The sequence below is a fragment of the Collinsella tanakaei genome, from assembly GCF_030373545.1.
GTDB lineage: Bacteria > Actinomycetota > Coriobacteriia > Coriobacteriales > Coriobacteriaceae > Collinsella > Collinsella tanakaei_C.
The window spans coordinates 1-26,548 of record NZ_JAUDCO010000003.1 but is presented as its reverse complement, the minus strand read 5'-3'; the positions used below and the strand labels follow the sequence as shown (position 1 = coordinate 26,548).

20 protein-coding genes and 2 riboswitches are annotated in these 26,548 nt (G+C 60.9%); of the genes, 12 read left to right on the top strand and 8 right to left on the bottom strand.

The window, feature by feature from the left end; genetic code table 11:
* Window position 1: 1 nt before the first annotated feature.
* A complete protein-coding gene (locus tag QUW00_RS02965; protein WP_289612910.1) occupies window positions 2-1,312 on the bottom strand; it encodes a diaminopimelate decarboxylase family protein in 1,311 nt (436 codons plus the stop codon).
* A 5-nt stretch (window positions 1,313-1,317) separates the two neighbouring features.
* A riboswitch (Lysine riboswitch) is annotated at window positions 1,318-1,486 on the bottom strand.
* A gap of 123 nt (window positions 1,487-1,609) precedes the next feature.
* Between QUW00_RS02965 and QUW00_RS02960 the strand changes: the two genes are divergently transcribed.
* From QUW00_RS02960 to QUW00_RS02945, 4 genes are all read left to right on the top strand, one after another.
* The gene (locus QUW00_RS02960) at window positions 1,610-2,794 is read left to right on the top strand and encodes an amidohydrolase (protein WP_289612909.1); all 1,185 of its coding nucleotides are present in this window, start codon (window positions 1,610-1,612) and stop codon (window positions 2,792-2,794) included.
* Between the two features lie 195 nt (window positions 2,795-2,989).
* Window positions 2,990-3,631, top strand: coding sequence for an FxLYD domain-containing protein (locus QUW00_RS02955; protein WP_289612908.1), 642 nt, complete (start codon window positions 2,990-2,992; stop codon window positions 3,629-3,631).
* Window positions 3,632-3,747: 116 nt separating this feature from the next.
* A complete protein-coding gene (locus tag QUW00_RS02950; protein ID WP_289612907.1) occupies window positions 3,748-4,167 on the top strand; it encodes an XRE family transcriptional regulator in 420 nt (139 codons plus the stop codon).
* A 64-nt stretch (window positions 4,168-4,231) separates the two neighbouring features.
* Window positions 4,232-5,680, top strand: coding sequence for a serine/threonine protein kinase (locus QUW00_RS02945; RefSeq protein WP_289612906.1), 1,449 nt, complete (start codon window positions 4,232-4,234; stop codon window positions 5,678-5,680).
* A gap of 130 nt (window positions 5,681-5,810) precedes the next feature.
* On the opposite strand, the gene QUW00_RS02940 is transcribed toward QUW00_RS02945, so the two are convergent.
* Entirely contained in the window at window positions 5,811-6,893 is a 1,083-nt protein-coding gene (locus tag QUW00_RS02940) for a coiled-coil domain-containing protein (protein WP_289612905.1), read from the bottom strand.
* A 357-nt stretch (window positions 6,894-7,250) separates the two neighbouring features.
* Window positions 7,251-7,318: riboswitch (adenosylcobalamin-variant (AdoCbl-variant) riboswitch) on the top strand.
* Between the two features lie 140 nt (window positions 7,319-7,458).
* Between QUW00_RS02940 and QUW00_RS02935 the strand changes: the two genes are divergently transcribed.
* Together QUW00_RS02935 and QUW00_RS02930 are read left to right on the top strand one after the other, a co-directional pair.
* Complete coding sequence (locus QUW00_RS02935) at window positions 7,459-10,689, top strand: DUF4430 domain-containing protein (protein WP_289612904.1); 3,231 nt, start codon at window positions 7,459-7,461, stop codon at window positions 10,687-10,689.
* Between the two features lie 6 nt (window positions 10,690-10,695).
* Window positions 10,696-11,586, top strand: a complete 891-nt coding sequence (locus tag QUW00_RS02930; RefSeq protein ID WP_289612903.1) for a DUF4430 domain-containing protein — start codon at window positions 10,696-10,698, stop codon at window positions 11,584-11,586.
* Between the two features lie 686 nt (window positions 11,587-12,272).
* On the opposite strand, the gene QUW00_RS02925 is transcribed toward QUW00_RS02930, so the two are convergent.
* The 6 genes from QUW00_RS02925 to QUW00_RS02900 all read right to left on the bottom strand — a co-directional run bounded on the left by QUW00_RS02925 (window position 12,273) and on the right by QUW00_RS02900 (window position 17,657).
* Window positions 12,273-12,680 (bottom strand): GtrA family protein, encoded by a 408-nt coding sequence (locus QUW00_RS02925; protein ID WP_289612902.1) that lies wholly within the window; start codon window positions 12,678-12,680, stop codon window positions 12,273-12,275.
* A gap of 299 nt (window positions 12,681-12,979) precedes the next feature.
* Complete coding sequence (locus QUW00_RS02920; RefSeq protein WP_289612901.1) at window positions 12,980-13,375, bottom strand: GtrA family protein; 396 nt, start codon at window positions 13,373-13,375, stop codon at window positions 12,980-12,982.
* Between the two features lie 237 nt (window positions 13,376-13,612).
* Window positions 13,613-15,526, bottom strand: coding sequence for a fructose-1,6-bisphosphatase (locus QUW00_RS02915; protein WP_289612900.1), 1,914 nt, complete (start codon window positions 15,524-15,526; stop codon window positions 13,613-13,615).
* A 226-nt stretch (window positions 15,527-15,752) separates the two neighbouring features.
* Window positions 15,753-16,517 (bottom strand): ABC transporter ATP-binding protein, encoded by a 765-nt coding sequence (locus QUW00_RS02910; RefSeq protein ID WP_289612899.1) that lies wholly within the window; start codon window positions 16,515-16,517, stop codon window positions 15,753-15,755.
* Between the two features lie 18 nt (window positions 16,518-16,535).
* The gene (locus QUW00_RS02905) at window positions 16,536-17,366 is read right to left on the bottom strand and encodes an ABC transporter permease (protein WP_289612898.1); all 831 of its coding nucleotides are present in this window, start codon (window positions 17,364-17,366) and stop codon (window positions 16,536-16,538) included.
* 117 nt (window positions 17,367-17,483) lie between these two features.
* Window positions 17,484-17,657 (bottom strand): helix-turn-helix domain-containing protein, encoded by a 174-nt coding sequence (locus QUW00_RS02900; protein WP_289612897.1) that lies wholly within the window; start codon window positions 17,655-17,657, stop codon window positions 17,484-17,486.
* A 304-nt stretch (window positions 17,658-17,961) separates the two neighbouring features.
* On the opposite strand from QUW00_RS02900, the gene QUW00_RS02895 reads away from it, so the two are divergent.
* The 6 genes from QUW00_RS02895 to QUW00_RS02870 all read left to right on the top strand — a co-directional run bounded on the left by QUW00_RS02895 (window position 17,962) and on the right by QUW00_RS02870 (window position 26,389).
* A complete protein-coding gene (locus tag QUW00_RS02895) occupies window positions 17,962-19,167 on the top strand; it encodes a CDP-glycerol glycerophosphotransferase family protein (protein WP_289612896.1) in 1,206 nt (401 codons plus the stop codon).
* Window positions 19,157-19,654, top strand: a complete 498-nt coding sequence (gene tagD / locus QUW00_RS02890) for a glycerol-3-phosphate cytidylyltransferase (protein ID WP_354003402.1) — start codon at window positions 19,157-19,159, stop codon at window positions 19,652-19,654. Before QUW00_RS02895 ends, tagD begins: the two co-directional genes overlap by 11 nt.
* Before the next feature lie 12 nt (window positions 19,655-19,666).
* The gene (locus QUW00_RS02885; protein WP_289612895.1) at window positions 19,667-20,965 is read left to right on the top strand and encodes a CDP-glycerol glycerophosphotransferase family protein; all 1,299 of its coding nucleotides are present in this window, start codon (window positions 19,667-19,669) and stop codon (window positions 20,963-20,965) included.
* Between the two features lie 77 nt (window positions 20,966-21,042).
* Window positions 21,043-21,849 (top strand): ABC transporter permease, encoded by an 807-nt coding sequence (locus QUW00_RS02880; RefSeq protein WP_289612894.1) that lies wholly within the window; start codon window positions 21,043-21,045, stop codon window positions 21,847-21,849.
* Window positions 21,839-22,633 carry an ABC transporter ATP-binding protein gene (locus QUW00_RS02875; protein WP_289612893.1) on the top strand — a complete coding sequence of 265 codons (795 nt, stop codon included), beginning with the start codon at window positions 21,839-21,841 and terminating at the stop codon, window positions 22,631-22,633. Before QUW00_RS02880 ends, QUW00_RS02875 begins: the two co-directional genes overlap by 11 nt.
* A gap of 612 nt (window positions 22,634-23,245) precedes the next feature.
* Window positions 23,246-26,389 (top strand): RICIN domain-containing protein, encoded by a 3,144-nt coding sequence (locus QUW00_RS02870; protein ID WP_289612892.1) that lies wholly within the window; start codon window positions 23,246-23,248, stop codon window positions 26,387-26,389.
* The last annotated feature ends 159 nt before the right edge of the window (window positions 26,390-26,548 follow it).

The following is a 26,548-nucleotide window of genomic DNA, read 5'->3' as shown; positions in this document are numbered from 1 at the left end:
GTCAGTTCTCCTTATCCTGCAGGCGGGCGAGCAGGGTCCTCCCGGTATCGGTGACATCGAGGGTCGCGAAGTAGTCGGCCGGCGTCTCGGCACGTCGGATGAGCTCGCAGGTGCCGTCCGTGCGCAGCAGCACCTCGGCGTGGCGCAGGCGTCCGTTGTAGTTGTAGCCCATGGCGTGGCCGTGCGCCCCCGTGTCGTGGATGACGAGCAGGTCGCCGGTGTCCACAGCGGGAAGCGCGCGATCGACGGCGAACTTGTCGTTGTTCTCGCACAGGTTGCCCACCACGTCGTAGACGCAGGTGGCCTCGGCGGCGCTCTTGTCGGGGCCGCCCGCCTGGCCCATCACGGTGATGTGGTGGTAGGCTCCGTACATGGCCGGGCGGATGAGGTCGCAGGCGTTGGCGTCGACGCCGATGTAGTCCTTGTAGATATGCTTCTCGTGGATGGCGCGGGTCACCAGGCACCCGTACGGACCCGTCATGAAGCGACCCATCTCGGTGTAGATGGCGACGTCGCCCATGCCGGCGGGGACGAGGACGTCCTCGTAGGCGCGGCGCACGCCCTCGCCGATTGCGCGGATGTCGCAAGGGGTCTCGTCGGGGCGATAGGGGATGCCCACGCCGCCCGACAGGTTGACGAAGCCGATGCGCACGCCGGTCGTGCGCTCGAGCCGCACCGCCAGCTCGAACAGGATGCGCGCGAGCGCGGGATAGTACTCGTTGCCGTGAGTGTTGCTCGCCAGGAAGGCGTGGATGCCCAGGCGCTCGACACCGCGCGCGGAAAGCTCGGTCAGGGCCTGCGCGAGCTGCTGCTCGGTCATGCCGTACTTGGAGTCCCCGGGGTTGTCCATGATACCGTTGGCCAGCTGGAACAGACCGCCGGGGTTGAAGCGGCAGCAGGCGGTTTCGGGCAGCGAGCCCGTCGCGCGCTCGTAGAAATCGATGTGCGAGATGTCGTCAAAGTTGACGATTGCCCCGAGCTGATGGGCGAGGCGAAAGTCCTCGGCGGGCGTGTCGTTGGACGAGAACATGATGTGCTCGCCGCGGATGCCGAGAGCATCGCTCAGCATGAGCTCCGTGTCACTCGAGCAGTCGCACCCGCAGCCGTATTCGGCAAGGATCGAGATCAGGCGGGGGTTGGGGTTTGCCTTCACGGCGAAGTACTCCGTGAAGCCGGGGTTCCACGCGAAGGCCTCGCGCACGTCGCGCGCGCAGCGGCGCAGCCCCGCCTCATCGTAGAGGTGAAACGGCGTCGGGAACTGCTCGGCAATCTCGACAATCTGGTCTTTTGTCACAAAGGGAGTCTTTGGCATCATGCCTCCTGGATAGCGCTCCTGCAGATCGTTGCAGACAGTCCTGAGGGTGTTTCCCGCAGGCCCACCCGACGCGCCGCGCCCGGCTGCCGAGTTCGGCGGGTTTGCCCTTGCGCGGGGTCGTCGCCTGCCGGCTCGCCCGCGCGCCATCGTGCCCGCGCCTCTATCGAATGGAGGAACCTTAACACGAAACACTTTGCTCAACAAGAGCGAATCCTGCGGCGATACCGGTTGGAAACGTTTCAGGGCATCGACGTATACTGGGACCGATTCAATGCAGCGCGCCTGGGGGAGACCATGACCCACACCGATACCGTCCTCGCCGAGCTTGTCCGTTACCGTCGCGACCTCCATCGCATACCGGAGCTGGACGACGACCTGCCGTGCACCGTCGCCTACCTCGAGCGGGTGCTGGCACAGCTTTCGTGCGAGATCGTGCATCCGATCCCCTCGTGCGTCTGCGCGTATTTCGATGCGGGCGCCGAGCGCACCGTGGCCATCCGCGCCGATATGGACGCCCTGCCCATAGGCGAGGCGACGGGAGCGCCGTTTGCATCGGAGCATGCGGGGCGCATGCATGCGTGTGGCCACGACGCCCATATGGCCATGGCGCTCACGACGGCTACGTGGGTCGATACGATGCTGCGCACGGGCGAGGTAAAGCTGCCCCGCAACGTCCTGTTCGTGTTTCAGCCTGCGGAGGAGACGACGGGCGGCGCGGAGCGCGTCTGCGCAAGCGGTGTGTTCGAGCGGTTCGCGGTCGATCGGATCTTCGGGTTCCATGTCTGGCCCGACCTGCCGTGGGGCACGGTCGCGTCGCGTCCGGGAGCACTGCTCGCGCGGTCGAGCGAGACCCACATCAGCATCCGCGGGCGCGCCCTGCATATTGCAAAAACCTATGGGTTGTCTGATGTCGATAGCCATGATGCGGCGCTCGCCACGGCACGGTTTTTGGTTTCGGAGCGCTGGCTCATGCGGCGCCTGATGCAGGAGGAGTCCTGCATCGCGCAGTTCGGCTTGGTCGAAGCGGGCACCGTGTGCAACGCGGTGGCGGCCGAGGCGCACCTTGCCGGCAGCCTGCGCGTGTTTTCGGACGAGATGTTCGAGCGGGCGAAGCGCGAGATCCGCGCGACGCTCGATGAGGCGTGCGCCTCGACCGGCTGCACCGCCACGGTTGACTTCGCGGCAGGATATCCGCCGGTGACCAACGATGCCGCGCTCTACACCGAGGTCGCAGCCGCGCTACCCGATCTGGTGCGCATCGATGAGCCGCTGCTGATCGCTGAGGACTTTGCGTTTTACCAGCGTCAGCTGCCCGGGGTGTTCTTCCTGCTGGGCGTGGGCGCACCTGAGGATGGCGATGCGGCGGACTGCGGCGAGCTGGGCTGCGCCGATGCGGCGCTGCACGCGAGCGACTTCATGTTCGACGAACGCGCCCTGCTGCGCGGCGTGGAAACCTACCGCAGCCTGCTGCTGCTCTAGCGACAAGATGGTGCCAGGTACAAACTTGTCGCCCGACAAGATAGTGCCAGGTACAAACTTGTCGGTTCAAGCTTGTCATAGCGGCGCCCTCAGATTAGCCGCGAGCTAATGTAATCCCCTGACCCTTTCCCTATATTCGATGGCGAACGGCGCAGGCGCGTCGTCCGTGTCTATATAGAGGGAAAGGACAGTTTCATGGAAACTCAGAACGTATCGGGCAAACCGGCTCGATCCTCGATGGCGGTAGCATCGCTCGTCTTGGGGATTATTGCCCTGTTGACCTCGCTGCTTCCGATTATCAACAACCTTTCGTTCCTGCTGGCGGCGCTCGGTCTCATCTTCGCGTTGGTGGGTCTTGTCGGCTGTATGCGCGGAAAACGTTCCGGAAAGGGATTGACCATCGCCGCGCTCATTGTCAACATCGCTGCCGTCGCGCTCGTTTTGGGAAGTCAGAGCGTATACAGCGCGGCACTTGATGACGCTGCGTCATCTGCCACCGTTGACGTGCAATCCGGTGAACCGGCTGCTCAAGATAGCGATGATCCCGCCGACTCGGCCGAACAGAAGGCGGACTATTCCATTTCCGACGAGGAGCTCGATGCGTCCAACGAGTATGCTGCCGTGATTACGGGCACGCTGACCAACAATACGGATGAGGAGAAGAGCTACATCCAGGTCGAATACGTCATATATGATGCCGACGGAGCGCAGATTGGAACCGCCCTTGCCAACACCAACAATCTGAAGGCTGGCGGAACGTGGAAGTATGAGGCCTACTCGACGGTGAGTCCAAGCGAAGTGGATTCTTGGGAGCTTGCAGACGTCTCGGGATTCTAGAGTTGCCACTTGTTTTGGGGCGGTATAACGGAACAGACGATCTGGTGATGTATGCGGCAAAGAACTCATCAGCAGTGCCGAATTGTCACTTGAAGTATAGAGATAGGTAAGAACAAATGACCGAACGCCTGACCGAGGAAGTGCTCAAGGAGCTGCTTGATGCTCCGAGCATCGACTCGTTTATAGACAAGCACGAGTTCCCCTCCTGCTCGCTCGCCGAATACCTGCAGCAGATGCTCGAGAAAAAGAGTCTCGAGCGGGCGCGCGTCGTGCGCATGGCCGACCTGAACGAGACGTTCGGATACCAGATCTTCACCGGTGCGCGTAATCCCTCGCGCAACAAGGTTCTGCAAATCGCCTTTGCCATGGCTTTGACGCTTCGAGAGACCAACCGTGCGCTTTCAGCGGCAGGGTCGAGTACGCTCAACTGCAAAAGCCGGCGCGACGCCATCATCATCTTCTGCATCGACCACGGCTGTTCACTGCAGAAGGTAAATGAGGAGCTGTACCGGCTGGGTGAGGAGACCATCTGCTAAGCCTGTATCACACAGCAGATGGCCACGCAGCCGCATGTCCGCGCGCGCTGGTAAGATAGCGGGCATGGATACCGATACCTTGCGACATAGCGACGGGGATGCAGCGCTCTCGTCGGGACTCGACGCGTTTCTGTCCGCGGTTGACCGTGCGGGCAGCTGGCGCGTCGAGCGCGTTATGAAGAGCTCGCCGTTCGAGACGACCGAGGTCGTGTACTTCGTCGGCGCAGGCGGCGGCGAGCTCGGTCCGTTCGTCCGCAAGCGCATCGACTGCTCGGCGGGTGTCGGCTCCGTCTATGAGCGGCTTTGGGAGATACAGCGGCGTGGTAATCGGTCCCGGTCGGTCCCGCGCATCGTCGAGTGCACGCGGTGCGGAGATGCGCTGACTGTCGTCATGGAGTATATCGAGGGGCCCACGCTCGAGGCATTCGTTGCGCGGCAGGGGCATTCGAGCGCGCTTGCGTGCGAGATGGGCATCAAGCTATGCGATGCCGTATCGGATTTGCACATCCGATTCGACCCGCCGCTCATCCACCGTGACCTCAAGCCATCCAACATCATCGTGGGCGATGGCGAGCCGGTGATCATCGACTTCGGCATCGCGCGCACCTGGACCGAGGGTGCCGCGGTCGACACGGTGCATTTTGGGACAAGGTCCTATGCGCCGCCCGAGCAGTTCGGCTTTGGCCAGACCGATGTCCGCAGCGACGTCTACGCTTTGGGAAAGCTGCTGGCGTTCTGCGCGACGGGAGCCGAGCCGTCTGTGTCGACCGACGCCGACGCGCTCGTGTGCACGGGCGTCGATGGCGCCCTTGCGGCGGTGATTGCGCACGCGACCGCGTTCGATCCCGATGCACGCTTTCGGAGCGCAGGCGAGCTCAAGGCCGCACTCATCGATGTGCGCGCCGCTCCGGCGGCAGAGGCGATGGCGCCTGCGGTTTCCTCCGCTGCCGCCGCACCTGCCGTGCCTGCCGCGCCTGCCGTGCCGGCAGCTGTTCCTGCCGTCGCCCCATCGGCAGCCGCCTCTTCGCGCGCTTCGGCGGTTGCGCCCGCCGCCCCTTTGAGCCCAGCCGCTCGCGACGCGTCGGTTCACCCGTCTGTTTCGCACGGTCGGTCGCCCGCGGCGGCCCAGGAGGGCGCCAAGCGGGGCGTCTCGCGCCCGCGCTGGTACAAACGCATCTCGATTCCGCGTCCCATCGGCGATGTCTGGAACATCTTCGTGCTGCTCACCTATGCCGCCGTCATCGCGACCTGCGTCGAACAGCTCTCCTCGCCGGCGCCGGAATATGCCGACTACCCGTTTTGGTTCTTGGTGCTCGAGTATGTCCTGTGCTTCGGCGTGGGGTTTGCCGCCATCGGCTATCTGATGCTCGACAAGCGGCGTCTGCGCTCGTGGATCAAGCCCCTGGGGCGTGTCCCGCGCAAGTTGGAACTCGCCGTCTGCCTGGGAATCCTGGTGTGGAGCTATCTGTTCACCGTGATCGTAGGCCTAGCCATCGGCGTCGGCGCGACGTAAGGCCGTAGGGCGATCTGCAGACGAGCGGTAATCCCGTCATAGAATAAGGTCGCCCGGGCGAACACCCGAGCGACCTATGAGCGTCGATGGGGACTGCTGCAAGCCAACTGCCTGCGTAAACGTAAACCCGCTAGATGATGTTCATCTGCCCGGCGACGTTGCTGTACCACTCCTGCCAGGTGGGCGGGCAGTACTTCTGCGCAAGCGACGGGGTGAGCGTCGGGCCGTAGCAGCTGCCCAGGAACGCCACGTGCGCGGTGATGGACTCCTCCCAGCTGCTGAACTGCGTGCTGGTCATCCAGCCCCACGCGTTGTAGTCGCGGAAGCAATACGTTCCCTTGGTGCTCTCGATGCACGAGATGGCGGGCGACCAGCGCGGATCCACGCCGTTGTCCCACGCCGCGTTGGCAAATGTGCTGCCGTAGCCGGCAAGCGGGCTACCTGCAAGATAGGCGTCGATGCGCGCCGTCCACTCGGAGACGAACTCCTCGCGCGTGACGTTCCAGTTGACCGCACCGCTCGCCACGGAAGCGGTGACGGTCTGGTCCGCCTGATCGGCGTCGCCGTCGCTATCGTCCTTGGCTGCCGCGGCCAGGCGCGCGAGCTCCTCGGCGGCCTCGCGCTCGGCCTTTTCCTGCGCCTCGGTGCGCAGGCGCTGGGCCTCGGCGAGGGCGTCTTTGGCCTTCTTCTCCTCGGCCTTTGCCTGGGTCTTGGCCTGCTCGAGCTCGACGCGCTTGGTCTCGAGCTCTGCCTCCATCTCGTCCAGACGCTCGATCTCGGCGTTGTTGGACTCCTGGATCTCCTCCAGATACGCCGCCGTGGAGATGGCATCGTTGATCGAGGACGTCCCGAGCACGACGGACAGCAGCGTGTTGGTGTTCTTGTGGTACTTGTACTGGACGCGCATGGCCTCGGCGGCCTTGGCGCGCTGACCGGGGAGCTGCGCCTCGATCTCGGTGATGTCCTCGGTGTTCTGGTCGATGAGTGCCTGCAGCCCCTCGAGTTTCTCCTGGGCCTCCTCGTAGGTCGCTGTTGCCTTCTCCACCTGCTCCTGGGTTTCGGTAAGCTGCGTTTGGGTCTCGGCGGAGACGGCGAAAGCGGAGGAGGGGAGGACGACGGGCGCGGTGGTGAACGCGACAGCAAGCGCGGCGCAGGTGAGCGCACGGGCGGGCTTACGCGTCAGAAAGGCGATGCGAGAACGGCTCGTCTGCATGCGCGGTCCTTTCATCCGAAACCCCCTAGCTTTTCGCGACTGATTATAGAGCATGCTTAGACCTCAACTTGAACCTTAGGCTTCCTTAAGGGTCAAGTTGAAGGTTTAGGATTTTACCGGCTCGGCTTTGAGCTGGTCGTGAGCTGGCACGAAGGATAGTTGTCGAGAATCTTTGGAGTTTCGGGACCGTTGGCGGAATCCGACGCCGCCGAACGGCCTTGCGCTTCCGTCGTTTGCGAGTCCTCGGCGCCCACCTGGCCTTCCGGAGCGCAGCGTACCCGAACCGTTGTGCTACGATGGGCGAACCAATATGGCCAAGATGGTGGTGCGGAGACGCACGAGCGCGCCCATGGAGCGGCGCGCTAAGGGAATCGGGGTGAAAGTCCCCGGCTGTACCAGTAACCGTAATTCGGACGGCCGCGAGCAACGCGCTGCAGATCGGGCGGCGTGCGTGGTCGGTTGACGTCAAGTCGGATCTCTTCCCATCTACTTGTCGAGCGCACAGGGGCATTCGGTTCTCCCGGATGCGTGCCTCGGCGGCGGCCCTGGATAGAAAGGACCCGATATGAGGGTACGCAAGGACGCGCTTCGTCAGATGGACGCAAGGCGACCGATTGCGCTGGTGCGATGCGCCAAGACCATGACACACAAGATGCTCGTTGCGCTGCTTGCCGCATCGCTTGCGACAGGCCAGCTTCCCGCTGCGGCATGGGCCCAGGATGCCGGTTCCGCTGCGGTTCTCGAGGACGCTGCGACCGGGCAGGGCGCAGCCGATGGAACGGGCGGCTCGCTTGGCGATGGTGCCGACGGAGCGGGTGCGGGCGCCTCGGATGGCGAGTCGGGCTCCGCGGCGGATACGGGTGCGGGTTCGGATTCGGGCTCGACCTCGTCCGCGGGCGATTCGGGCGCCGGATCCACAGCGGGCGATTCGGTGCAGTCTGGCACGGGCGACCTGTCCTCGGGCGGCGTGACCGATTCCGGCGCCGACCAGCCCTCAAGCGGTACAGGTGAGATGCCGGGCGACGGCGACACGCTGCCCGGCGAGCCCGATGGCTCCCAGACATCCGCCGACACGCAGCCGAACGGTGCCGGCAACATATCCAACGGCCTGCAGGCAAGCGATGACCCCGAGACCCCCAAGGACGGAAGCGACGCCGATGAACGCGCGGCCACCGTCAACGTCTCCTCGACCATCATCGGCATCGATGCCGCAGGCGAGGAGCAGGTGTGGGCCGCGTCGACGTCCTACGAGATGGACGAGGGCTCCACGGCCGCCGACCTGCTTGAGCGCCAGCTTGCCGACGCCGGCCTTTTCGCTGTCGTTTCGGGCGAGGGGGAGAGCTGGTATCTGTCCTCGATCGCGGCTCCGTATGACCCGGGAACCCAGATCGGTTGGGACGAGGCGACGGGCAGGTACTGGCAGCTGTTCGTGAACGGCAAGGCCGCTGAGCTTGGCGCAGGCCAGATCGAGCTTGCCAAGGGCGACCGCATCGCGCTGTACTACTCCGCCTTCGGCGACGAGCTTCCCGAGGAGGCGCCCGAGGAGCCGGCCGACGAGGTCACGGCGACGATCGCCATCGCCGGTCCCGATGCGAACGGCAACGCCGTCTGGTGGGCCGACGCCTCCGAGCTGACGCTCGAGCAAGGCGCCACCGCGGCGGACCTGACCGAGCTCGCCCTCGAGCATGCCGGTCTTGCGGCGGATTGCGGCGTGGGCGAGTGGGGATGGTTCCTCAATGCCATCACCTCGCCGTTTACCGGGGAGTCGCTTGGCTACGACGCCGATACCGGTGCCTATTGGCAGCTGTATGTGAACGGCGTGAGCTCCGAGCTCGGTGCCGGCAGCGTGGTGCTCGAGGAGGGCGACAGCATCGTATGGGGGTACGCCGCCTACGGTGACGAGCAGCCCGACCCCGACGAACTGCCCATCGACCCGGATGCCGAGCGCCCCGACTACGATGCGTCCTGGGTCGGATTCGGCAACGCGGGCGGCACGACGCTCGTAAACGTCCCGACGCCCAGCGAGGCGGCGAACGAGAAGTGGGCGATCGACCTTCGCCCCGAGGGCACGCAGTACATCTCCGCCGGCGATCCCATCATCGCGGGCGGCAGCATCTTCGTGACATCGTCGACCGAGCTCATCAAGGTCAACGCCCAGACAGGCGCCATCGAGAAGCGCGTGACGACCGGCGGCAGGACGTCGTATTTCTCGCGCCCGGTGTACGCGGACGGCCTGATCATCGTTCCCTCGGACGACGGATCGCTTTCCGCGTTCACGGCGGATACCCTCACCCGTGTCTGGCGCACACCGGTGCTCGAGGCCCCTGCGAACGGTGGTCGCTACCAGGCCAACTCGACGCTTACCGTCACGAACGGCTGCGTCATCGCGGGCTTTGAGTCCGGCGCGGGCGCCACGGGCAACGCGCGTGCGGGCGCCCTCGTCTGCGTGCGCATATCCGACGGTCGCGTCATGTGGCAAAACATCACCGTTGCGGGCGAGGGCGACGCCGGTGCCGGCTACTACTGGGCAGGCGCGTGCGCCTCGGGCGACGAGATCATCATCGGCGACGAGGCCGGCCGCGTGCAGCTGATCGATGCCGCCACGGGTGAGGTCGTCTCGAGCGCGTACATCGGCATGGCCTGCCGCTCGACGATCGTCTCCGCCGGTACCGAAGACGGCAACCCGGTGTATCTCGCCGTGGGCCGCGGGCCTGCGACCCTGTTCAAGATTGTGCGCGAAGGGGACACCCTGCGCGTTGCGGGCAGCGTGGCGTTCGCCTCGTCCTCGACCTCCACGCCGGCGGTGGCGGATGGCGTGGCGTATGTGGGCGGTATCGACGCCGAGTACCACGGCGTGCTCGTCGCGATCGACCTGGCGACCATGGAGGTTGCGGGCAGCTATCGCACCGAGAGCTCCGGCGAGGTCAAGTCCTCGCCGCTCGTATCGGTGCAGGGCGACGACACCTACGTGTACTTTACGAGCAACAGCAAGCCGGGCGGCGTCTACCGATACGCGGCGAGCACCGGCGCGGTGGAGCTCATCTACACGCCAGGCGAAGACCAGCAGAACTACTGCACGGCCAGCGTGATCGCGGACGCTGACGGAAACCTGTACTACACGAACGACTCCGGGCATCTGTTCTGCCTGAGCGCCGCTGCAGGCTATACGGTTCGTTTCGATAGCCAGGGCGGAAGCGAGGTGTCCGGCGCCCGTCCCGTCCAAGGCGGAAAGCTCGTGAAGCCCGCCGATCCTGTGCGCGCAGGCTATAGATTTGCCGGCTGGTACGTCGACGCTGACGGTACCGTCGCCTGGGACTTCGATGATCCGGTGACGGGCGATATGACCCTGTATGCCAAGTGGGTCGCGCTCGGCGGTGGCCAGACCGGCGGCGGCTCGGGATCGACAGGGACCGGCTCCGGCACGGGCTCGCAGCAGCCCACAGCGCCCCAGGGCCCGAGTGCGTCTGCGGGTACGGTGGCCCCGGGTGCTCGACCGCTGGCGGCCGGTACGGTCGCGGCCGCGCACGCTCCGCTTGCGGACGGGAACGCGGCGCGCTCGCAAAGCCAGGTGGCAAGCGACGCGGCCCAGGCGGGGACGTCCGCCGAAGCTGCGGGCGCAGTTGGTGACCGCACGGTGGCAACCGCTGCCGGAGGCGTCTCGGACAGCGCTGGGCATGCGGCCGAGCTTGCGACCAACACCTGGGCATACGCCGGCGTTGCCGCCGGTGCGGCCGGCTTGATTGCCATCGGTGCGTACCTTGCCTTTGGACGCTCCCGGTACGGGAAGGAGGGGTAAGCCATCATGGACGATCGTAAGATCAAGCAAGCTGATGATGTGCGCGTTGCGGACGATGCGGCAAAGGATGCGCAGGGTTCCCAGAGCCACCCTGATGACTTCCTGCGGGTTGCGTCTGAGGGTTCCCCATCAGGTCGGGCCCGTGCAGGGGCTTCGCGCCGACCCATCGTGCTCGGCGCCCTTGCCGTGCTGTGCGCTGCGCTCATCGTCGTGTCACTGGGCTTTATCCATCCTGGTCCCCATGGGAGCTGGTCGGTGTCCTGGTTGTTCCAGACGACAGCCGAGGCCTCATCGAATGACGCTGAGCAGGGCTCTGCTCAGCAGAAGCCTGAGGTGAAGGACGAGAAGAACGAGAACGAGCCCGAAGAGGCGAAGGACGAGGAATCCTCCGCCGATGACGCGACCGATACGACGGCTGACTCTGCCGGTGCTTCAGATGGACAGGCGTCCGGTTCTGTTGAGGGGGCAGGCGGCTCCGTATCGTATAGCGACGCTGCCGGCTCCGATGAGAGCGAGCAGAGCGGCGCCACCCAGACGGCGCCTGAGCAGTCGGCGCCCGCTCCGCAGGAGCCGCCGGCTGAGCAACGCCATACGGTTACCGTGAGCGTATCGGTGAGCTCGAGCGCCGTCGGCGGTCAGGTTTCCGGTGGGGGAACCTTCACGTTTGATGAGGGTGCGACCGCATACGATGCACTGTGCGCCTGCGGCCTTTCGGTCAACGCAAGCAACTCGGCGCTCGGCATCTACGTGAGCGCTATCGGCGGTCTTGCCGAGATGGAATACGGTGAGGCCAGCGGCTGGAATTACGCTGTCAACGGGGTGACCCCGGGCATGAGCTCCGGCAGCTACGTGCTGTCCGACGGCGACTCGGTGGAATGGTTCTACATCACCGGCTAGTCTGTTCTTGGCTTTGCCCTGAAAAACAATCCCATAGATGGTTCGCATCTTGCAGCGCCGCGCATCGCGCGGCGCTGCTGTTTCCTTTCGGGTTGCCTGCTGGCTTTCCGGGCGCTGCAAACCCTTAAGCCCTCGCGTCTATCCTTCCGGGTGCCTTCAACGCGCTTCCGACACCTCGCTGTGGTGTCATTTGAGTGCCTTAGACCCCTTCGGGCGCGCTCGTGATCGCGAATGTGGTCACGAGAGAACGATTCCTGTCGTATCAGCATCCCGTGAAGCGCCGCGAACTCCATATAAAGTCCGAGTTCAGACTAAATGTGGGTCTTAGAAGGCTTCATGAGGGGCTGCGAGGGGTTACAACGGGTCGTAAAGTGCCCGAGAGGTGCAATCGGAGGCCTTTCGGGGGCCGGACCAAGCCGTCAAGGCGCACCGGATTGACGGTAATCGTGTCCTCGTGACCACTTCGCCGAATACGAACGATTCTCAGGCGCGTGGGGAGGCGACGCAGAGCACGCCAAGGGCGCAAATCGGTACGAGGTGCGTACATGTGGCAGCGAGCACGCCAAGGGCGCGAATTAGTGTACGAGGTGCGTACGGGAGGTAGCACGTACGTGGGGCAGCGCTGAGCGCGCGAATCGCGAATAGCCACGCCAAACGCTTCTCGGTGCGTTCGGACGCGTTCTTCGCTACGCGTGGCCGCCGTCCAGAAAGCGCCTGCGGCTGAAGAAGTTGTACCAGGTGACCATGAACGTGGAGATGAGCTTCATGGCCTGGTAGCCGATGCTCAAAAACGCGACGCCTACGAACATGAACAGGTCGGTAAGGCCCAGACCGATCGCGGACAGCACGGCGAAGATGGTGAACTCGCGCTTGCGCGACAGGTCGTCGCGGCGCTCGAAGACATACTTCATGCTCAGCAGGTAGTTCACGACGACCGAGGCGATGAAGGCAATGGTCGTTCCCACGAGGACGTCGATGTGGAAAAGCTCGACGAGGGCGACCAGCAAGACATAGTCGACCGCAAGCGACGTAAAGCCCACCAAGGCGAACTTGGCGAACTGCCTCGTCATGGGATTGTTGAGTGCCCTGCGCACGCGGTCTCCTTCGTTAGGTTCCGGCAGGACGCTACCTGCCGATAAAGTGTGACCACTTTAGGTCAAGCGAAGCCAAAATGTAAGGGCGCCCGAAAAAAGTCCAGTTAGATACCAGAGGCTATCCACATTTGAGGGGTCGTTTCGCGGCTGGGGTCGGCTGAGAGGTCGTGGGATGCACGGTCGGCGCCCGTGCGCAAAGCCGCAGGCGCACGCTCAGCGCCAGCGCGCAAATTTCCGCACGTCCAAGCGGCGCCGCCATGCGGGCGCGCCCGCATGGCGGCAAGCGCAAAAAGCCGAGCCTAGGCGTCCTGCCCGCCGTCCAGAAACACCTTGCGGGTTACGAAGTTCCAGACCATCACCACGGCGGTGGCAAAAATCTTGACGATGCGGTAGTCGATGGCGACAAGCTCGGTGCCCGCCCACATGATCGCATCGTTGATGCCCAAACCGATGACCGACAGCACGATGAAGATGACGAACTCGCGCCTGCGGCTCATGCCCTCGCGGTGGCTGAACACGTAGCGCATGCTCGCAGCATAGTTGAACACGACGGACACGATGAACGAGACGGTGGCGGAGGCGACCGGCGGCACGCCGAACACCTCGGTCAGAAGCACCATAACGCCGTAGTCGATGAAAAACGCGATGACGCCCACCACGCCAAACTTCATGATCTGGGCAAGCAGCTTCTCCATGGGAGGTCATATCCTTTCCGCAGCGCAAATCGGACGGCGGCAAGCGCGCGACAAATCAAGGCAAACCGGCAATCGATGCAGCCGGCAACGGGCGCAAATGATGCGACGGCAATCGGAGCGTCCGCCATGGCGCGTCCTCGCGCCGCCGAACATAGGATACCCAGTACAAGCGTGCGGCCCGCAATGAAGCGGGCCGCAACAGGAAATCTCTAGGTAAAGCCGTCCGGGCAGGGCTAGCTACTCGCAGGCGCGCTCGGGGAGCAGGCCGGTGCGGTACGCCTCAAGAAGCTGGCGCAAATCGTTGATCTGGTTGCGGATGTCCTCACCGGTATCGGTGTCGGACACCATGAGGCGACGCTTGGGCACGTCAAAACGAGTCGTTTCGCTCTGGATATCGGCGTTGCGTTCGAGCGCCTCCTCGACGCTCTTAAACGCTTCGTGCGCCTTCAGGCGCATGCCGCGCGAACTCGAGATCAGCGTGTATCCCGCGATGCCGGTCTTGGGATGATAGGCCTGGCAGAAACCGCCGTCGATAACGAGTAGGCGGCCGTCTGCGCGGATGGGCGACTCGCCCTTGATGGTTTTCACCGGTGTGTGGCCGTTTACGATATGGCCGTATCCGGGAGTGAGGCCGAACTCGCGCAGGATGGCATCGCATGCGGGAATCTCCTTGGTGACCTCGAAGTAGGGGTCCATCGGTTCATCCCATGTCGACTCGTCGGCGATGTAGGAGCGCTCGAACGTCTTGACGATGCGCCCCGAGGCAGGCGAGCGGTAGCCAACCCACAGATACCACATCCAGTCGAGGGCCTCCTGGTCGTGTTCGCGCCACGCGCGCCGCGCGATGGCGTCGCAGAAGTCCAGGTAGTCGCGGCCCGCGCGCCAGGTGCCCATGCAGTTCATGCTGGCAAACGTTCCGTCGGAATTCATGGGGATGCAGCCGTGGAACAGCAGGTTGCCGTTGCGCACGAGATACATGGAGCCGTGGCGGTAGAGGTAGTCGATATGGCGGTGCAGGTGGTCGGTGTGGGTGAACTCGTACACGAGCTTGTCCATGATGCGCTGCTCGTCAGCGCTGAGCTCGTAGGGGTGCTCGGGGTCGAGGGTGGGGAAGTCGTCGGTGAGCATGGGGTACTTGACACCGTCGATCTCCACCGTGCCGTCGCTCACGTCGATCTTCTCGAGCAGCAGACGGTCGGCCATGTCGAACTCGGGATGGCGCAGGATGATCTGCCCCTCGAGCTTGAACAGCATGACGTTGATGGCCTTGATGAGCGGTGAGATGCTGTCGCCCGCGCGGTAGGTGCGGTCGGCAAACGCCACGAGCTCGCGCAGCGAGATGCCGTAGTCGTTCTCGAGGATCTCGTAGTTGTCGTAGCGCAGGTTGTTGCGCAGCACGGTCACGATGCAGGCGGGCTCGCCCGCGGCGGCGCCCATCCACAGCAGGTCGTGGTTGCCCCACTGGATGTCGGTGCGCTGGTGCACGCAGCACAGCAGGCGGTCGAGGATCTTGGCCGCGCCGCCGCCGCGGTCGAAGATGTCGCCGACCAGGTGGATGTGGTCGACGGCGAGCACCTTGATGAGCTCGGCGAGCGAGTAGATGAAGTCCTCGGTGGAGTCGGTCTCCAGGATGGAGTCGATGATGCGCTCGTGGTAGCGCACGCGGTAGTTGTTCTCGTCGGGATGCGTGTGGAGCAGCTCGTCGATGATGTAGGCGAAGTCGTGCGGGATGGCCTTGCGCACCTTGGAGCGGGTGTAGCGGCTCGACAGGCGGCGCGCGACGGTGATGAGCCTATCGAGCATGGTCTTGTACCAGCTGGGGGAGTCCTGGCGCGCCGCGCGCACGAGGGCGATCTTCTCGCGCGGATAGTAGATGAGGGTGCACAGGTCGGCCTTCTGCTGATCGGTGAGGGTGTCGCCGAAGTCCTCGTCCACGTGCTCGCGGATGACGCCTGAGCAGTTGTTGAGGATGTGCAGGAAGGCCTCGTACTCGCCGTGCAGGTCGCTCATGAAGTGCTCGGTGCCCTTGGGTAGGTTGAGGATGGCCTGCAGGTTGATGATCTCGGTGAAGACCGACTGCTGGTTGGGGAACTTCTCCGAGAGAAGGTCGAGGTACTTGAGGGTTTGCTCAGAACGTTCGGGAGCGATCATGCTCGGGCCTCCTTGTCGCGCCGTTGCATCCGCGGCAGCGACACCGATATGAGTGAATGGTGTGTTCCAGTATGCCCCAATGGTGTCAAGACGGGGTGAAGGGCAGCGCGGCTATCGGCAAACGGCCCAACCGGTCGCGGAGGAGCGGAAGGCGGGGGAGCGGCGAGGGGCCGCCCGCGACGGCAAGTGTCGGCGACCCTGCGGCTCGCGCCGCCCCGCGCGCCGCCTACCGAAACTGGTTGCGGTACGCCTCGCAGACCTCGCCAACCGGACCGTCCATGCGCAGGTCGCCCTTCTCGATCCAGATGGCACGCTGGCAGATGCGCTCGACCTGCTCGATATCATGCGACACGAACAGCACGGTCACGTCGCCGGATTCGATGAAATGGCGGATGCGCTCCTCGCATTTACGCTGGAAGAACACGTCGCCCACCGATAAGGTCTCGTCCACGATGAGGATGTCGGGCTCGGTGATGGTGGCGATGGCGAACGCGATGCGCGCCACCATGCCGCTGGAGAAATTCTTGAGCGGCATGTCGATGAAATCATGGAGTTCTGCAAAGTCGATGATGCCCTGCAGGTTGGCGTCGATGAACTCCTTGGTGTAGCCGAGGAGCGCCCCGTTGAGGTAGATGTTCTCGCGCGCGGTGAGCTCGGGGTCAAAGCCCGCGCCCAGCTCGATAAGCGGCGCGATGTTGCCGCGTACCCGGCAGGTGCCCTCGCTGGGCTCGAGCACGCCGGCGATGATCTTGAGCATGGTCGACTTGCCGGAGCCGTTGGTGCCCACAAGGCCGACGACCTCGCCGCGGCGCACCTTGAACGAGATGTTGCGCAGGGCGCGGAACTCCTTGAAGAACAGCTCGTGCCGCACGAGCTTGATGAAGTACTCCTTGAGGTTGGTGAGGGACTCCGACGCCATGTTGAAGATCATGGTGACGTCGTCGACCTCGATGGAGTAGTCGTTGTCTGCCACCTGTGCGATATCGGCCATAAGGATTCCTTAGCTGCCTTAGATATAAAGGATGAATCGGTGTTCGAGCCTGTGGAACACGGCGTAGCCCAGGACGAGCATCACGACAGCCCAGCCAGCGCACATGGCCACCGTCATGGGCTCGGGGCTCGTCTGCCACAGGAAAATCTGGCGCATGAAGTTCAGGTAGCTGTACATGGGGTTGCCGTACATCAGCACCTGCAGCGCATGCGGCATGATCTTGATGTAGTCGTCGGTCCAGAAGATGGGCGTGAAATAGGTCCATGCGGTGAGCACGACGCTCCACAGATGCATGATGTCGCGGAAGAACACGGTGAGCGCCGAGAGCAGAAGGCCGAGCCCCATGCAGAACAGCATGAGCAGGATCAGGCCCACGGGCAGCCATATGAGATGCCAGGTGGGGACGATGCGGAACCACAGCATGACGATGGCCACCGCGACGAGCGAGAACGCGAAGTTCACGAGCGAGAACAGAATCTTCTGCACGGGGAACACGTAGCGGTGGATCTTGACCTTCTTGAGCAGGGACGAGTTGTCGATGATGGACATGAGCGCCTGCGAGGTCGAGTCCGACATGACGGCGAAGGTCACGTTGCCGACGATGAGGTAGAGCGGGTAGAGCTCGGGCGTGATGGAGCCGTTGCGCCCCTGGGCGAAGATCGTGGAGAACACGACCGCCATGACGATCATCATGAGCAGGGGGTTCAGCACGCTCCACACGATTCCTAAGACGCTGCGGCGGTATTTGCGCTTGAAGTCGCGTCCGACGAGTTGCCGCAGGATGTAGGCATCCTTTTGCAGTTCGGTCTTGGCGTGGGACGTCAAGCGATGAGTTGAGGTCGTATCCACGTACCAGCCCCCTTGCACAAGTGCGGTTGCTTTGACCGTGCATCCTAGCACAGCGCCAGCGCGCGCATCGTATCTGCACGATAGCCTAAGGTTTCCTTATGCAAGGGCGTGTAAAGCCTAGGTAAGCAGCTCCCAAGCTTCCATGTCGAGCGCGTTGGCGAGGCGGTTGAGCGTATTGAGCTTGATGTTGGTCCTGCCGGCCTCGATGGCGTCCAGCGTCGGGCGGCTGATGTGGGCCATCAGGCTGAAATCGACCTTGTTGTATCCAAGGCGCTTGCGTGCCTGCTGCACGTTGTTCCCGAGCTTTTGCTGAAGCGAAGTATCCATACGGCGAGTGTGGTGAGCTTTCGCCGCGGCGGAGTAAATTGGAGTTTACGTATGGGCAAAGTAACGTAGGTTTTCCATGAGTGCGTGCGCGTCCGCGGCATTCGGCACGGGCGCCCGCGGACCTCGTTCGTGCTTTTGTAAAGCACGTGTCCAATCAGCACTGCGCAAACACATCTCTTTGCAAAGAATATGTTAAGCTTTCGCCTCGATATGGGGATATTGCGCCGCGCCATGTCGCTGACGCGCGCAGCTGTCGGGGAGGGGAGCGATGCGCTTCGTAGCATGGATCGTGAAGATCGTGTTCAAGATCTTCACGCTCTTCCCCCAGCAGAACAAGGTCGTCTTCCTGTCGCGTCAGTCGGCCCGCCCGTTTGATTTCCTTTTGCTCGAGACCTACCTGCAGATCCTGTACCCGCAGGTCAAGTTTGTGTGGGCGTGCCTGCCCAAAAGCGGGCGCTTCGGCCTGCGCACCATGGTGGCGCAGCTGTGGCATGCCGCGACGGCCTCCGTGTGCTTCGTGGACGGCTACGTGCCCGCCATCTCCATCCCGGCATCTATGCACCGCGCGTTCTGCGTGCAGGTGTGGCATGCTCCGGGCGCTATCAAAAAGTTCGGCTACCAGTCGCTCGATACGCCCGACGGCCGCTCTTCGCGCGCGGCAGACGTGCTGGGCATGCACCGCGGGTACGACTGCATCGTCGCGGGGTTCCCGGGGGCGCGCGCCTGCTACGCCGAGGCCTTCAACTATCCCGAGGACAAGATCGTCGCCTGCGGCCTGCCCCGCATGGACTACCTCACCAGCCGTTCCTACGAGCACCTGCGCACGCGCTACGTGCATCGCGTGGAGCGCCGCTTAAAGCAGCAGGGGTATCGCGAAGACGCGACGAGCCCCGTGGTGCTCTACGCCCCGACCTTCCGCCGCAATCCCCAGGACCCGCAGTGGCTTGAGCGCGCCGTGCGCGATCTGGCGCAGGCGCTTCCGTCCGATGCGCGGCTCGTCGTCTCGGGCCATCCCATCGAGGCGCAGGCCCCGCACGATAAGGGTGTCGTCAGCGAGGGCTGCAGCGTCTACAGCCTCGCGGGGATCGGCACTATCCACGCGCTGCTGCTCGCCGACTACGTCGTGACCGACTACTCCACCGTCGCCTTCGAGGCGGGCTTGCTCCACAAGCGGGTGCTGTTCTTCACGCCCGATATCGACGAGTACCGCGTCTCGCCGGGCCTCAACATCGATCCGCTCGCCGAGCTGCCGAGCATCACCTATACGACGGCCGATGCCGTCGCCCGCGCCATCGAGGACGATGTCGCACACGGCACCTACGATATGACGTCGTTTGACGCCTTCATGGAGGATTACGGTCGCTCCGAGATGGAGCCTTCGCGCTCGCTCGAGAAGATTCGTTCGATGATTTCCCCGTACTTTGTCCATGAGTCGCAAGACAGCTATTCAAAGGAGTTAAACCATGGAAAATGAGAACATGCAGCGCAGCGGTTCGAGCGTCGAGATCAGCACGTCTGATGACTTCGCCGCCTACGCTGCCGACCATCACACCGGCGTGCGCCGCGTGCTCACCTACGGCACGTTCGACCTGCTGCACTACGGCCATATCCGCCTGCTGCAGCGCGCCGCCGCGCTGGGCGACTACCTGATCGTGGCGCTTTCGACCGACGAGTTCAACGCCGGCAAGGGCAAGAAGAGCTTCTATCCCTATGAGGTCCGCAAGGAGATGCTCGAGGCCATCCGCTACGTGGACCTGGTCATTCCCGAGAATAGCTGGGAACAGAAGGCTCAGGACATCGAGGACTACCACGTGGACATCATGTGCATGGGCAGCGACTGGGCGGGCAGCGACCGCTTTGAGTATCTGCGCGACAAGTGCGACATCGTGTACCTGGACCGCACGGACGGCATCTCGACGACCGAGGTCAAGGGCCGTTTGGCAAACAAGGACAAGGCATAGGGCGGGCAGAGCATGAAGACGATCGGACACGTGCGGCGCCTGGTGCGCTCGGCGGGCCTGGGCGTGTTGCGCTATATGCCCAAGACGCGTCTCGCGGTGCGCCATACCTACTGGAAGCACGAGGCGAAAAAGTACGATGCCCAGGCGGCGAAGATCGCCGTCGACCCCAAGCGCGTGTTCTTCGAGTCGTTTGGCGGCCGGTCGTTTTCGTGCTCGCCGCGCGCCCTCTTTTTGGCCATGTGCGACGACGAGCGTTTTGCCGGCTACGAGTTCGTCTGGTCGTTCAAGGGGCAGGAGCGCACCGATGAGGCTCGGGAGAACCCGTCGCTGGCCCGCGCAACCGTGGTGCAGCGTGGCTCTGCGGAGTATTTCGAGGCCCTGGCGAGCTCGGGCACGCTGATTCTCAACACGCGCCTGCCCGAGTACGTCACACCCAAGGCCGACCAGGTCTTCGTGCAGTGCTGGCACGGCACGCCGCTCAAGCGGCTGGGCTACGACGTGCAGATCGAGACCGCCAACGCCCTGAACACCACCTCCGAGCTCGCCGAGCGCTTCGGTATGGACGCGCGAAAGTGGACCTATCTGCTGTCGCCCTCGCCCTATACCTCCGAGCACCTGGCGAGCGCCTTCGGCCTGCCCGAGGATCGCCGTGCCCAGACCGTGCTGGAGCTCGGCTACCCGCGCAACGACGACATCGCGCGCGCGGCGGCGGATGATACGGGGGAGACCGTGCGCGCCATGCGCGAGAAGCTCGGCGTGCCCGAGGGCAAGAAGGCCCTGCTGTATGCCCCTACCTGGCGCGATGACTCGTATCAGGCGGGCGTGGGGTATACCTTCGACTACCTCATCGATTTCGACGAGCTGCGGCGCGAGCTGGGCGACGAGTGGGTGGTGCTGTTCCGCCCGCACTACTACATCGCCAATGCGTTCGATTTCAGCGCCTACGAGGGCTTCGTGATCGACGTGTCGGACGCGCCGGACATCAACGAGCTGTACATCGCGGCCGACGCGCTGGTGACCGACTACTCGAGTGTCATGTTCGACTACGCCATTCTGCACCGACCCATCCTGCTGTTCGTGCCCGACTACGAGCGGTATGCCGGCGACATCAGAGGCTTCTATTTTGATATGGCCGAGGTCCCTGGTCCGCAGTGCGTCACCACCGAAGAGCTCGTGGCGCAGGTGAAGGGGTTGGACGATACGTACTGGCAGCAGTACGGCGAAGCTTTCGATCGCTATGCCGCGACGTTCTGTCCGCTGGATGACGGGCATGCCGCGCAGCGCGTGCTCGAGCGCGTGTTTGTCGGTTAAGTAAACGTTGGTCTTGAGCATTGCGAACGTGGTATTCTTCTCGCACTTGATTGGTTTCTTTGGAGTGGGAATCGAAGATGTTTAAAACTCTCGCGCAGATTCTTTCCGAAAACTGGCAATGGCGTCATCAGATCTGGGATCTTGCCAAAATCGATTTGGTAAAAACGTATCGCGGCGCCGCGCTCGGTAAGGTATGGCTCTTCACGAAGCCGACGGTGTACATCCTTGTTTACTGGTTCACGTTGTCTGTCGGCATGAGGGCTGGTAGCACCATTAACGGGGAGCCCTTTCTTCTCTGGCTTGCTGCCGGAGTCTTCCCTTGGTTCTTTATGTCGGATGCTATCAATACGGGAAGCGACGTCTATAGGCGTTACCCCTATCTTGTCAACCGCATCAAGTTTCCTCTTTCGGTGATCTCGACGTTTTACACGCTGTCGCTGTTAATCATTTTCGCTGCGACGATGGCTATTACGACATTGATCTGTGTATTGCTCGGTGTCCATATCTCGCGTTATATTCTGCAGCTTCCCCTTGTCATGGTGGTCATGTTTGTATTTTGGACCGCTTGGTCCATTGCGCTTTCCCCGCTTTCGGCTATCTCGAAGGATTTTGCCAACTTGGTAAAGACGCTTTCTACACCGTTCTTTTGGCTTTCAGGCGTTCTTTTCCAACTATCTTCTCTGCCGCCTTTGGGGCAGCACATCATGGCTTTTAATCCAGTGGCTTGGTGTGCCGAAGCTGTGCGCTGCTGCTTTATTTATAAGAAGTGGTTTTGGACTCGTCCAGATGAATTGATTCCGTTTTTGATCGTCTTTTTGGTGGTCGTTCTTGTCGCTCTGCGCAATTACCGCCGCCTGTCCAAGGAGGTCCCCGATGTCCTCTAGCGTTCGCAGCGATACCGCGCTCGATCTGGGATCGGCCACGATCATTCGCGACGAGGACCGCACCAATCCCGTCGCTGTTCGCTTTGAACATGTGCGCAAGACGTACAAGCTGTTCAAAAACGATCGCCAGCGCCTGATTGCCTCGTTTACCGATCGCGTCAAATACGACACCATCAACGCGAGCGACGATTTGACGTTTACCTGCGGTCGCGGCGAGGCGCTTGCCTTCTTGGGCGACAACGGCGCCGGCAAGTCCACTGCACTCAAGATGATCACCGGAGTGTGCTTTCCCACGAGCGGCACCATCGAGGTCCACGGTCGCGTCTCGGCGCTGCTTGAGCTTTCCGCCGGCTTTGACATGAGGCTCTCTGGTATGGAGAACGTCCAGATGCGCTGCCAGCTGTGGGGCCTGTCCGAGGAGGAGTCCAAGGAGCTCATCCCGCAGATCGTGGAGTTCTCCGAGTTGGGCAAGTACATCGATCAGCCCATGCGTACCTACTCGAGCGGTATGCGCGCGCGTCTTGGCTTTGCGTTCGCCTCATCCATCAAGCCTGACATCCTGGTTGTGGACGAGGCTCTGTCGGTGGGCGATCGCAAGTTTTCCGCAAAATGCCAGCAGCGCGTGTCCGACATCATGGCCAATGAAAACGTGACGGTGCTCTTTGTTACGCACTCCACCGCCCAGGCCCGCAAGTTCTGCACGCGTGGCATCGTGCTCGACCACGGCCGTACGATGTTTGAGGGCACGATCGACGAGGCGGTCGACTTCTACGAGGCGACATAATTTAACTTGGCTTGCGCTCAGAGTATTCTTATTAATTCGTCTGCCGCTTTCTTGCATTGGGGAACGGCGAACGAATTATCTTTTGCATTGGACGTGGCCTACGTTGTTATGACATATTACGAGCTGATACCTGTAGAGTGATTAATGATATATAGAATAGTACTTAATCTATCATCGTCCCTGCCAAATCAGACATTCTGTCTAGCCTGTCCGTTTTGAGCACTTATACATGTCCATCTTTAATATGCATTCTAGCTGAGTACATATGGCGCAGAAAACTAATTCCAATGCAAAGATCCTGCTTGATCAAGGGCATGAATGTCTGCGCGAAGATGATATAGAGGATGCCTGTGAAGACTTCCGTGATTCTAAGAAAAGACTCTTACAGTCGATGAAGTTTTTTACTGCAGAATCTTTATAAAACGCGTTTTCGACTTTCTATTGGCTTTGAAGGAACTATTCGGATTAAAAGCTTTATAACTGATAGAACCGTATACTATATGGTACATAAGCGTGATTGTGCGAGCTAGATACCTTACTATTATCAAAAAAGGTCCAACAAACCGTTGGGTATGACCGATTGGTTTAAATTATGAACGGGGATTAATCGATATGGACTTCAAAGTTTTTGCCAAGCGCGCTCTTGTGGGAGTTCTTACTATAACGTTGGCATATCCCCAAGGTCTCGCCTGGGCTATTGACAGCTCGCAGGAGAGTGTTGCCGATTCCAATGTGCAGGGTGATCAGTTTCAGCAGGATGAGATTCTGTCGAGTGAAGATGATTTAGGATCCGATGCAGACGATTCCGTACTTGTTGATGGTAATAAGGATGATTCGCTATCTGTTACGGAGTCAGATGGCGCAGGCGACATTGATTCCAGCGACGAAATGTCGAATTCTGACGGTCTCTCTTCCGATAACCAGGATGATTTGCAAGGTGGTTTTCTCGAATCCGCCGAGCAATCAGCAGACGTTGTCGAAAACGATGTTTCAAATGATGATGCTCAAGATGATAAGAATGGTGAGTCCTTCTTTGATACGTTTGCTGGCAACAGTTGGCGTTACAGCGATGGAGCGCTGATTTCCGACTATGCTCGCGAAGGTCTTGTGAGTTGGAAAAAGAACAGTGACGGTACGTTTAGCTTTAGTAATGGAATTAAGGCGGGCGATGCGACCGCCATCGGTATCGATGTTTCCGAGTTCAACTATACGATTGATTGGCAAAAGGTAAAAGATGCGGGTGTCGACTATGCCATCATACGTATCGGATGGGGCTGGGGCGGCCTAGATAAGACGTTTGAAACGAACGTGCGAGGGGCTCTTGATGCCGGCGTTCCGATAGGCGTATATCTTTATTCTTATGCTTGGGATGAAGAAAGTGCGAGCGACGAAGCCGATTGGGCTCTCGAGGTGCTATCCGATGTTGGAATTACCCCATCGGATCTGTCGTATCCTGTGTACTACGACATCGAGAACGCAGACAAAAACGGTGTGCCGGCAGGAGTGGACGACAACAATACCTATCGTCCTATTGATGGGCGTTTTGCAGAGATGGCCCAAGAGTTCTGCGGCAAGATATCCGCAGCTGGATATACGCCGGGAGTCTACTCAAGTTTAAGTTGGTGGGAGTCCTACTTTACCGATTCTTGCTTTGAGGGATGGAACAAATGGGTCGCTCAGTACTATACGTCGTGTACGTATGAGCAGCGTTATGATCATTGGCAGTGCACAAGCATTGGATCTGTGCCAGGCATTTCCGGTGCCGTTGACTTGAACCTCGAGTATGGTGGCATTGGTCCGGTTGAAAACTATAAAGATGTGATTCCTGACGGATCCTATTCAATCCGTGTCTCCAATTCTTCAGCTTCCGTGCTGGATGTGCAAGGCGCTTCTGTTTCTGAAAACGCCTACGTGAATCTGTGGACACGTAAGTCTGCGGGCGACAATCAGGTGTGGAATGTCACCCACGATCATGAAGGCTATGTCATTCTCGAGAATGCCTACTCAGGGCTTGTCCTGAGTGTTAAGGGTGAAGCGAAAAAGAACGCTCGTGTAATTCAGACTTCATATCGCGATGGGGATATGCTCCAGCGATGGATAGTGGTGCCGCGCGGCTCTTCTTACAGTTTGTATTCTGCCGCAGATACCTCTCTTGTGCTCGATGCCAGTCGCAGTTCGACTGCTAACGGAACATGGGTTGCTCTGTATCCAGCGAATGGCGGCAAGAACCAAAGGTGGTTTTTTGATTCGGATATGACGATGCGGGACAGGCTTGATGAGCTTGCCAGTAACAACCGTGCCGTTCTTGCAGATGGTGATTATGCCATCAAGCCCTCTTATGCAACATCTCTGTGCCTTGATGTCCAAGGTGCGTCGTCGGCGGACGGTGCCAAGGTTAACCTATGGGAGTATGGCGGCAGAACCAACCAGGTATGGACCGTGTCCCATGATGAAGACGGCTACATCACTTTCGTGAATTATTCTTCTGGGAAAGTTTTAGATTCCTCTGGTCCTACTAGCATGCGGCAGAGGACTTCGAATGGCGGCTGGAGTCAAAAATGGATAGCCTTAAAGTGCGCCGGCTATATCCAACTTATATCTGCAGAGAATGATTCGCTTGTCCTTGATGTGCGAAGGGCGGGTTCTACAAACGGAACAGAGACGATTATGTACTCTAAAGGGGATGCAGCCAAGAATCAGCTGTGGCAATTCGAGAGTGTTTCCGCGCGCCGTTGCGAGATTAACGATCTTGCATATGAGCATGCTAACGACATGAAAGATGGGACCTATACCTTTGCGTCGGTGAATAAGGATTCTGCTGTGGCGGATGTCCAGGGAGCCTCAACGAGTAACAGTGCCAATGTTAATCTGTGGACATACGATGGCTCTCCCAATCAGGCATGGAAAATAACCCATGACTCTAAGGGTTATATAACTATTACCAATGTCTATTCGAGTAAGGTTCTCGATGTCCAGGGGGGAAAGGATTCTGTAGGCGCCCGCCTGATTCAGTACACGTCTAATGGGGGATGGAACCAGAAATGGATTGCAGTTAAGTCTGGCAATGGCATTAAGCTGGTTTCAGCTATGGGCGGGGGATACGTACTATCCCGTAGCGGGGGAGCATCTTCTAACGGCACTAAGATTGTATTGGCGAAAGACAACGGTTCGCAAAGTCTTGAATGGATCGCCAAAGCATACACGTTGACGCCAAGCCAATATCCATACAAGGGTTTTCAGAACCCATCTAATTATTATCAAGTATCAAATCGATCGGTATCGATTAAAAATCAAGGTGTAGGCATACATGGTTACGCAACATCTTCCAAAATTGGGTGGAAGGCGACGCGCCAAGATTGCGTCAATGCGATGATCACGCGTTCGATGGATTACCTCAACACGCCTTACATCTGGGACTACTCATGCGCGCCGGGTGTTGGAGTAGATTGCGCGGGTCTGGTTATGCAGGCTTTGTACGCAACAGGCATGGATCTTTCACCGATGAATCCATGGGATCACTACTACACGCCCGGCCACGATCAGTATGCAAACTATATGTGGACAAACGGGCGCTTTCAAAAGGTATCCTGGTCCAATCGTCAGCCGGGAGATATCGTTAGCTCCGCGGGCCATGTCCAGATCTATATTGGAAGCAATAAGATTATTGAGGCGTACAGCCCGAGCGTCGGAGTGAGAATTAAGACGGCTTCAAGCTCAGGAGTGCGCGGATTGCTCAGGCCTTTTTATAAGAAATAGCAAAACAGCAGTTGAGAAAAGGGCATGCGGGGTAACCGCATGCCCTTTTCAGCACGATTATGGTAGAGCTAGCGTTTCGGGGCGGAGGCTCCCGCCTAGCGCTTGAGCCCGCCGCGCTCCTCGACGGCCTCCCAGAACGCGTCGGCGAAGCGCGGGTCC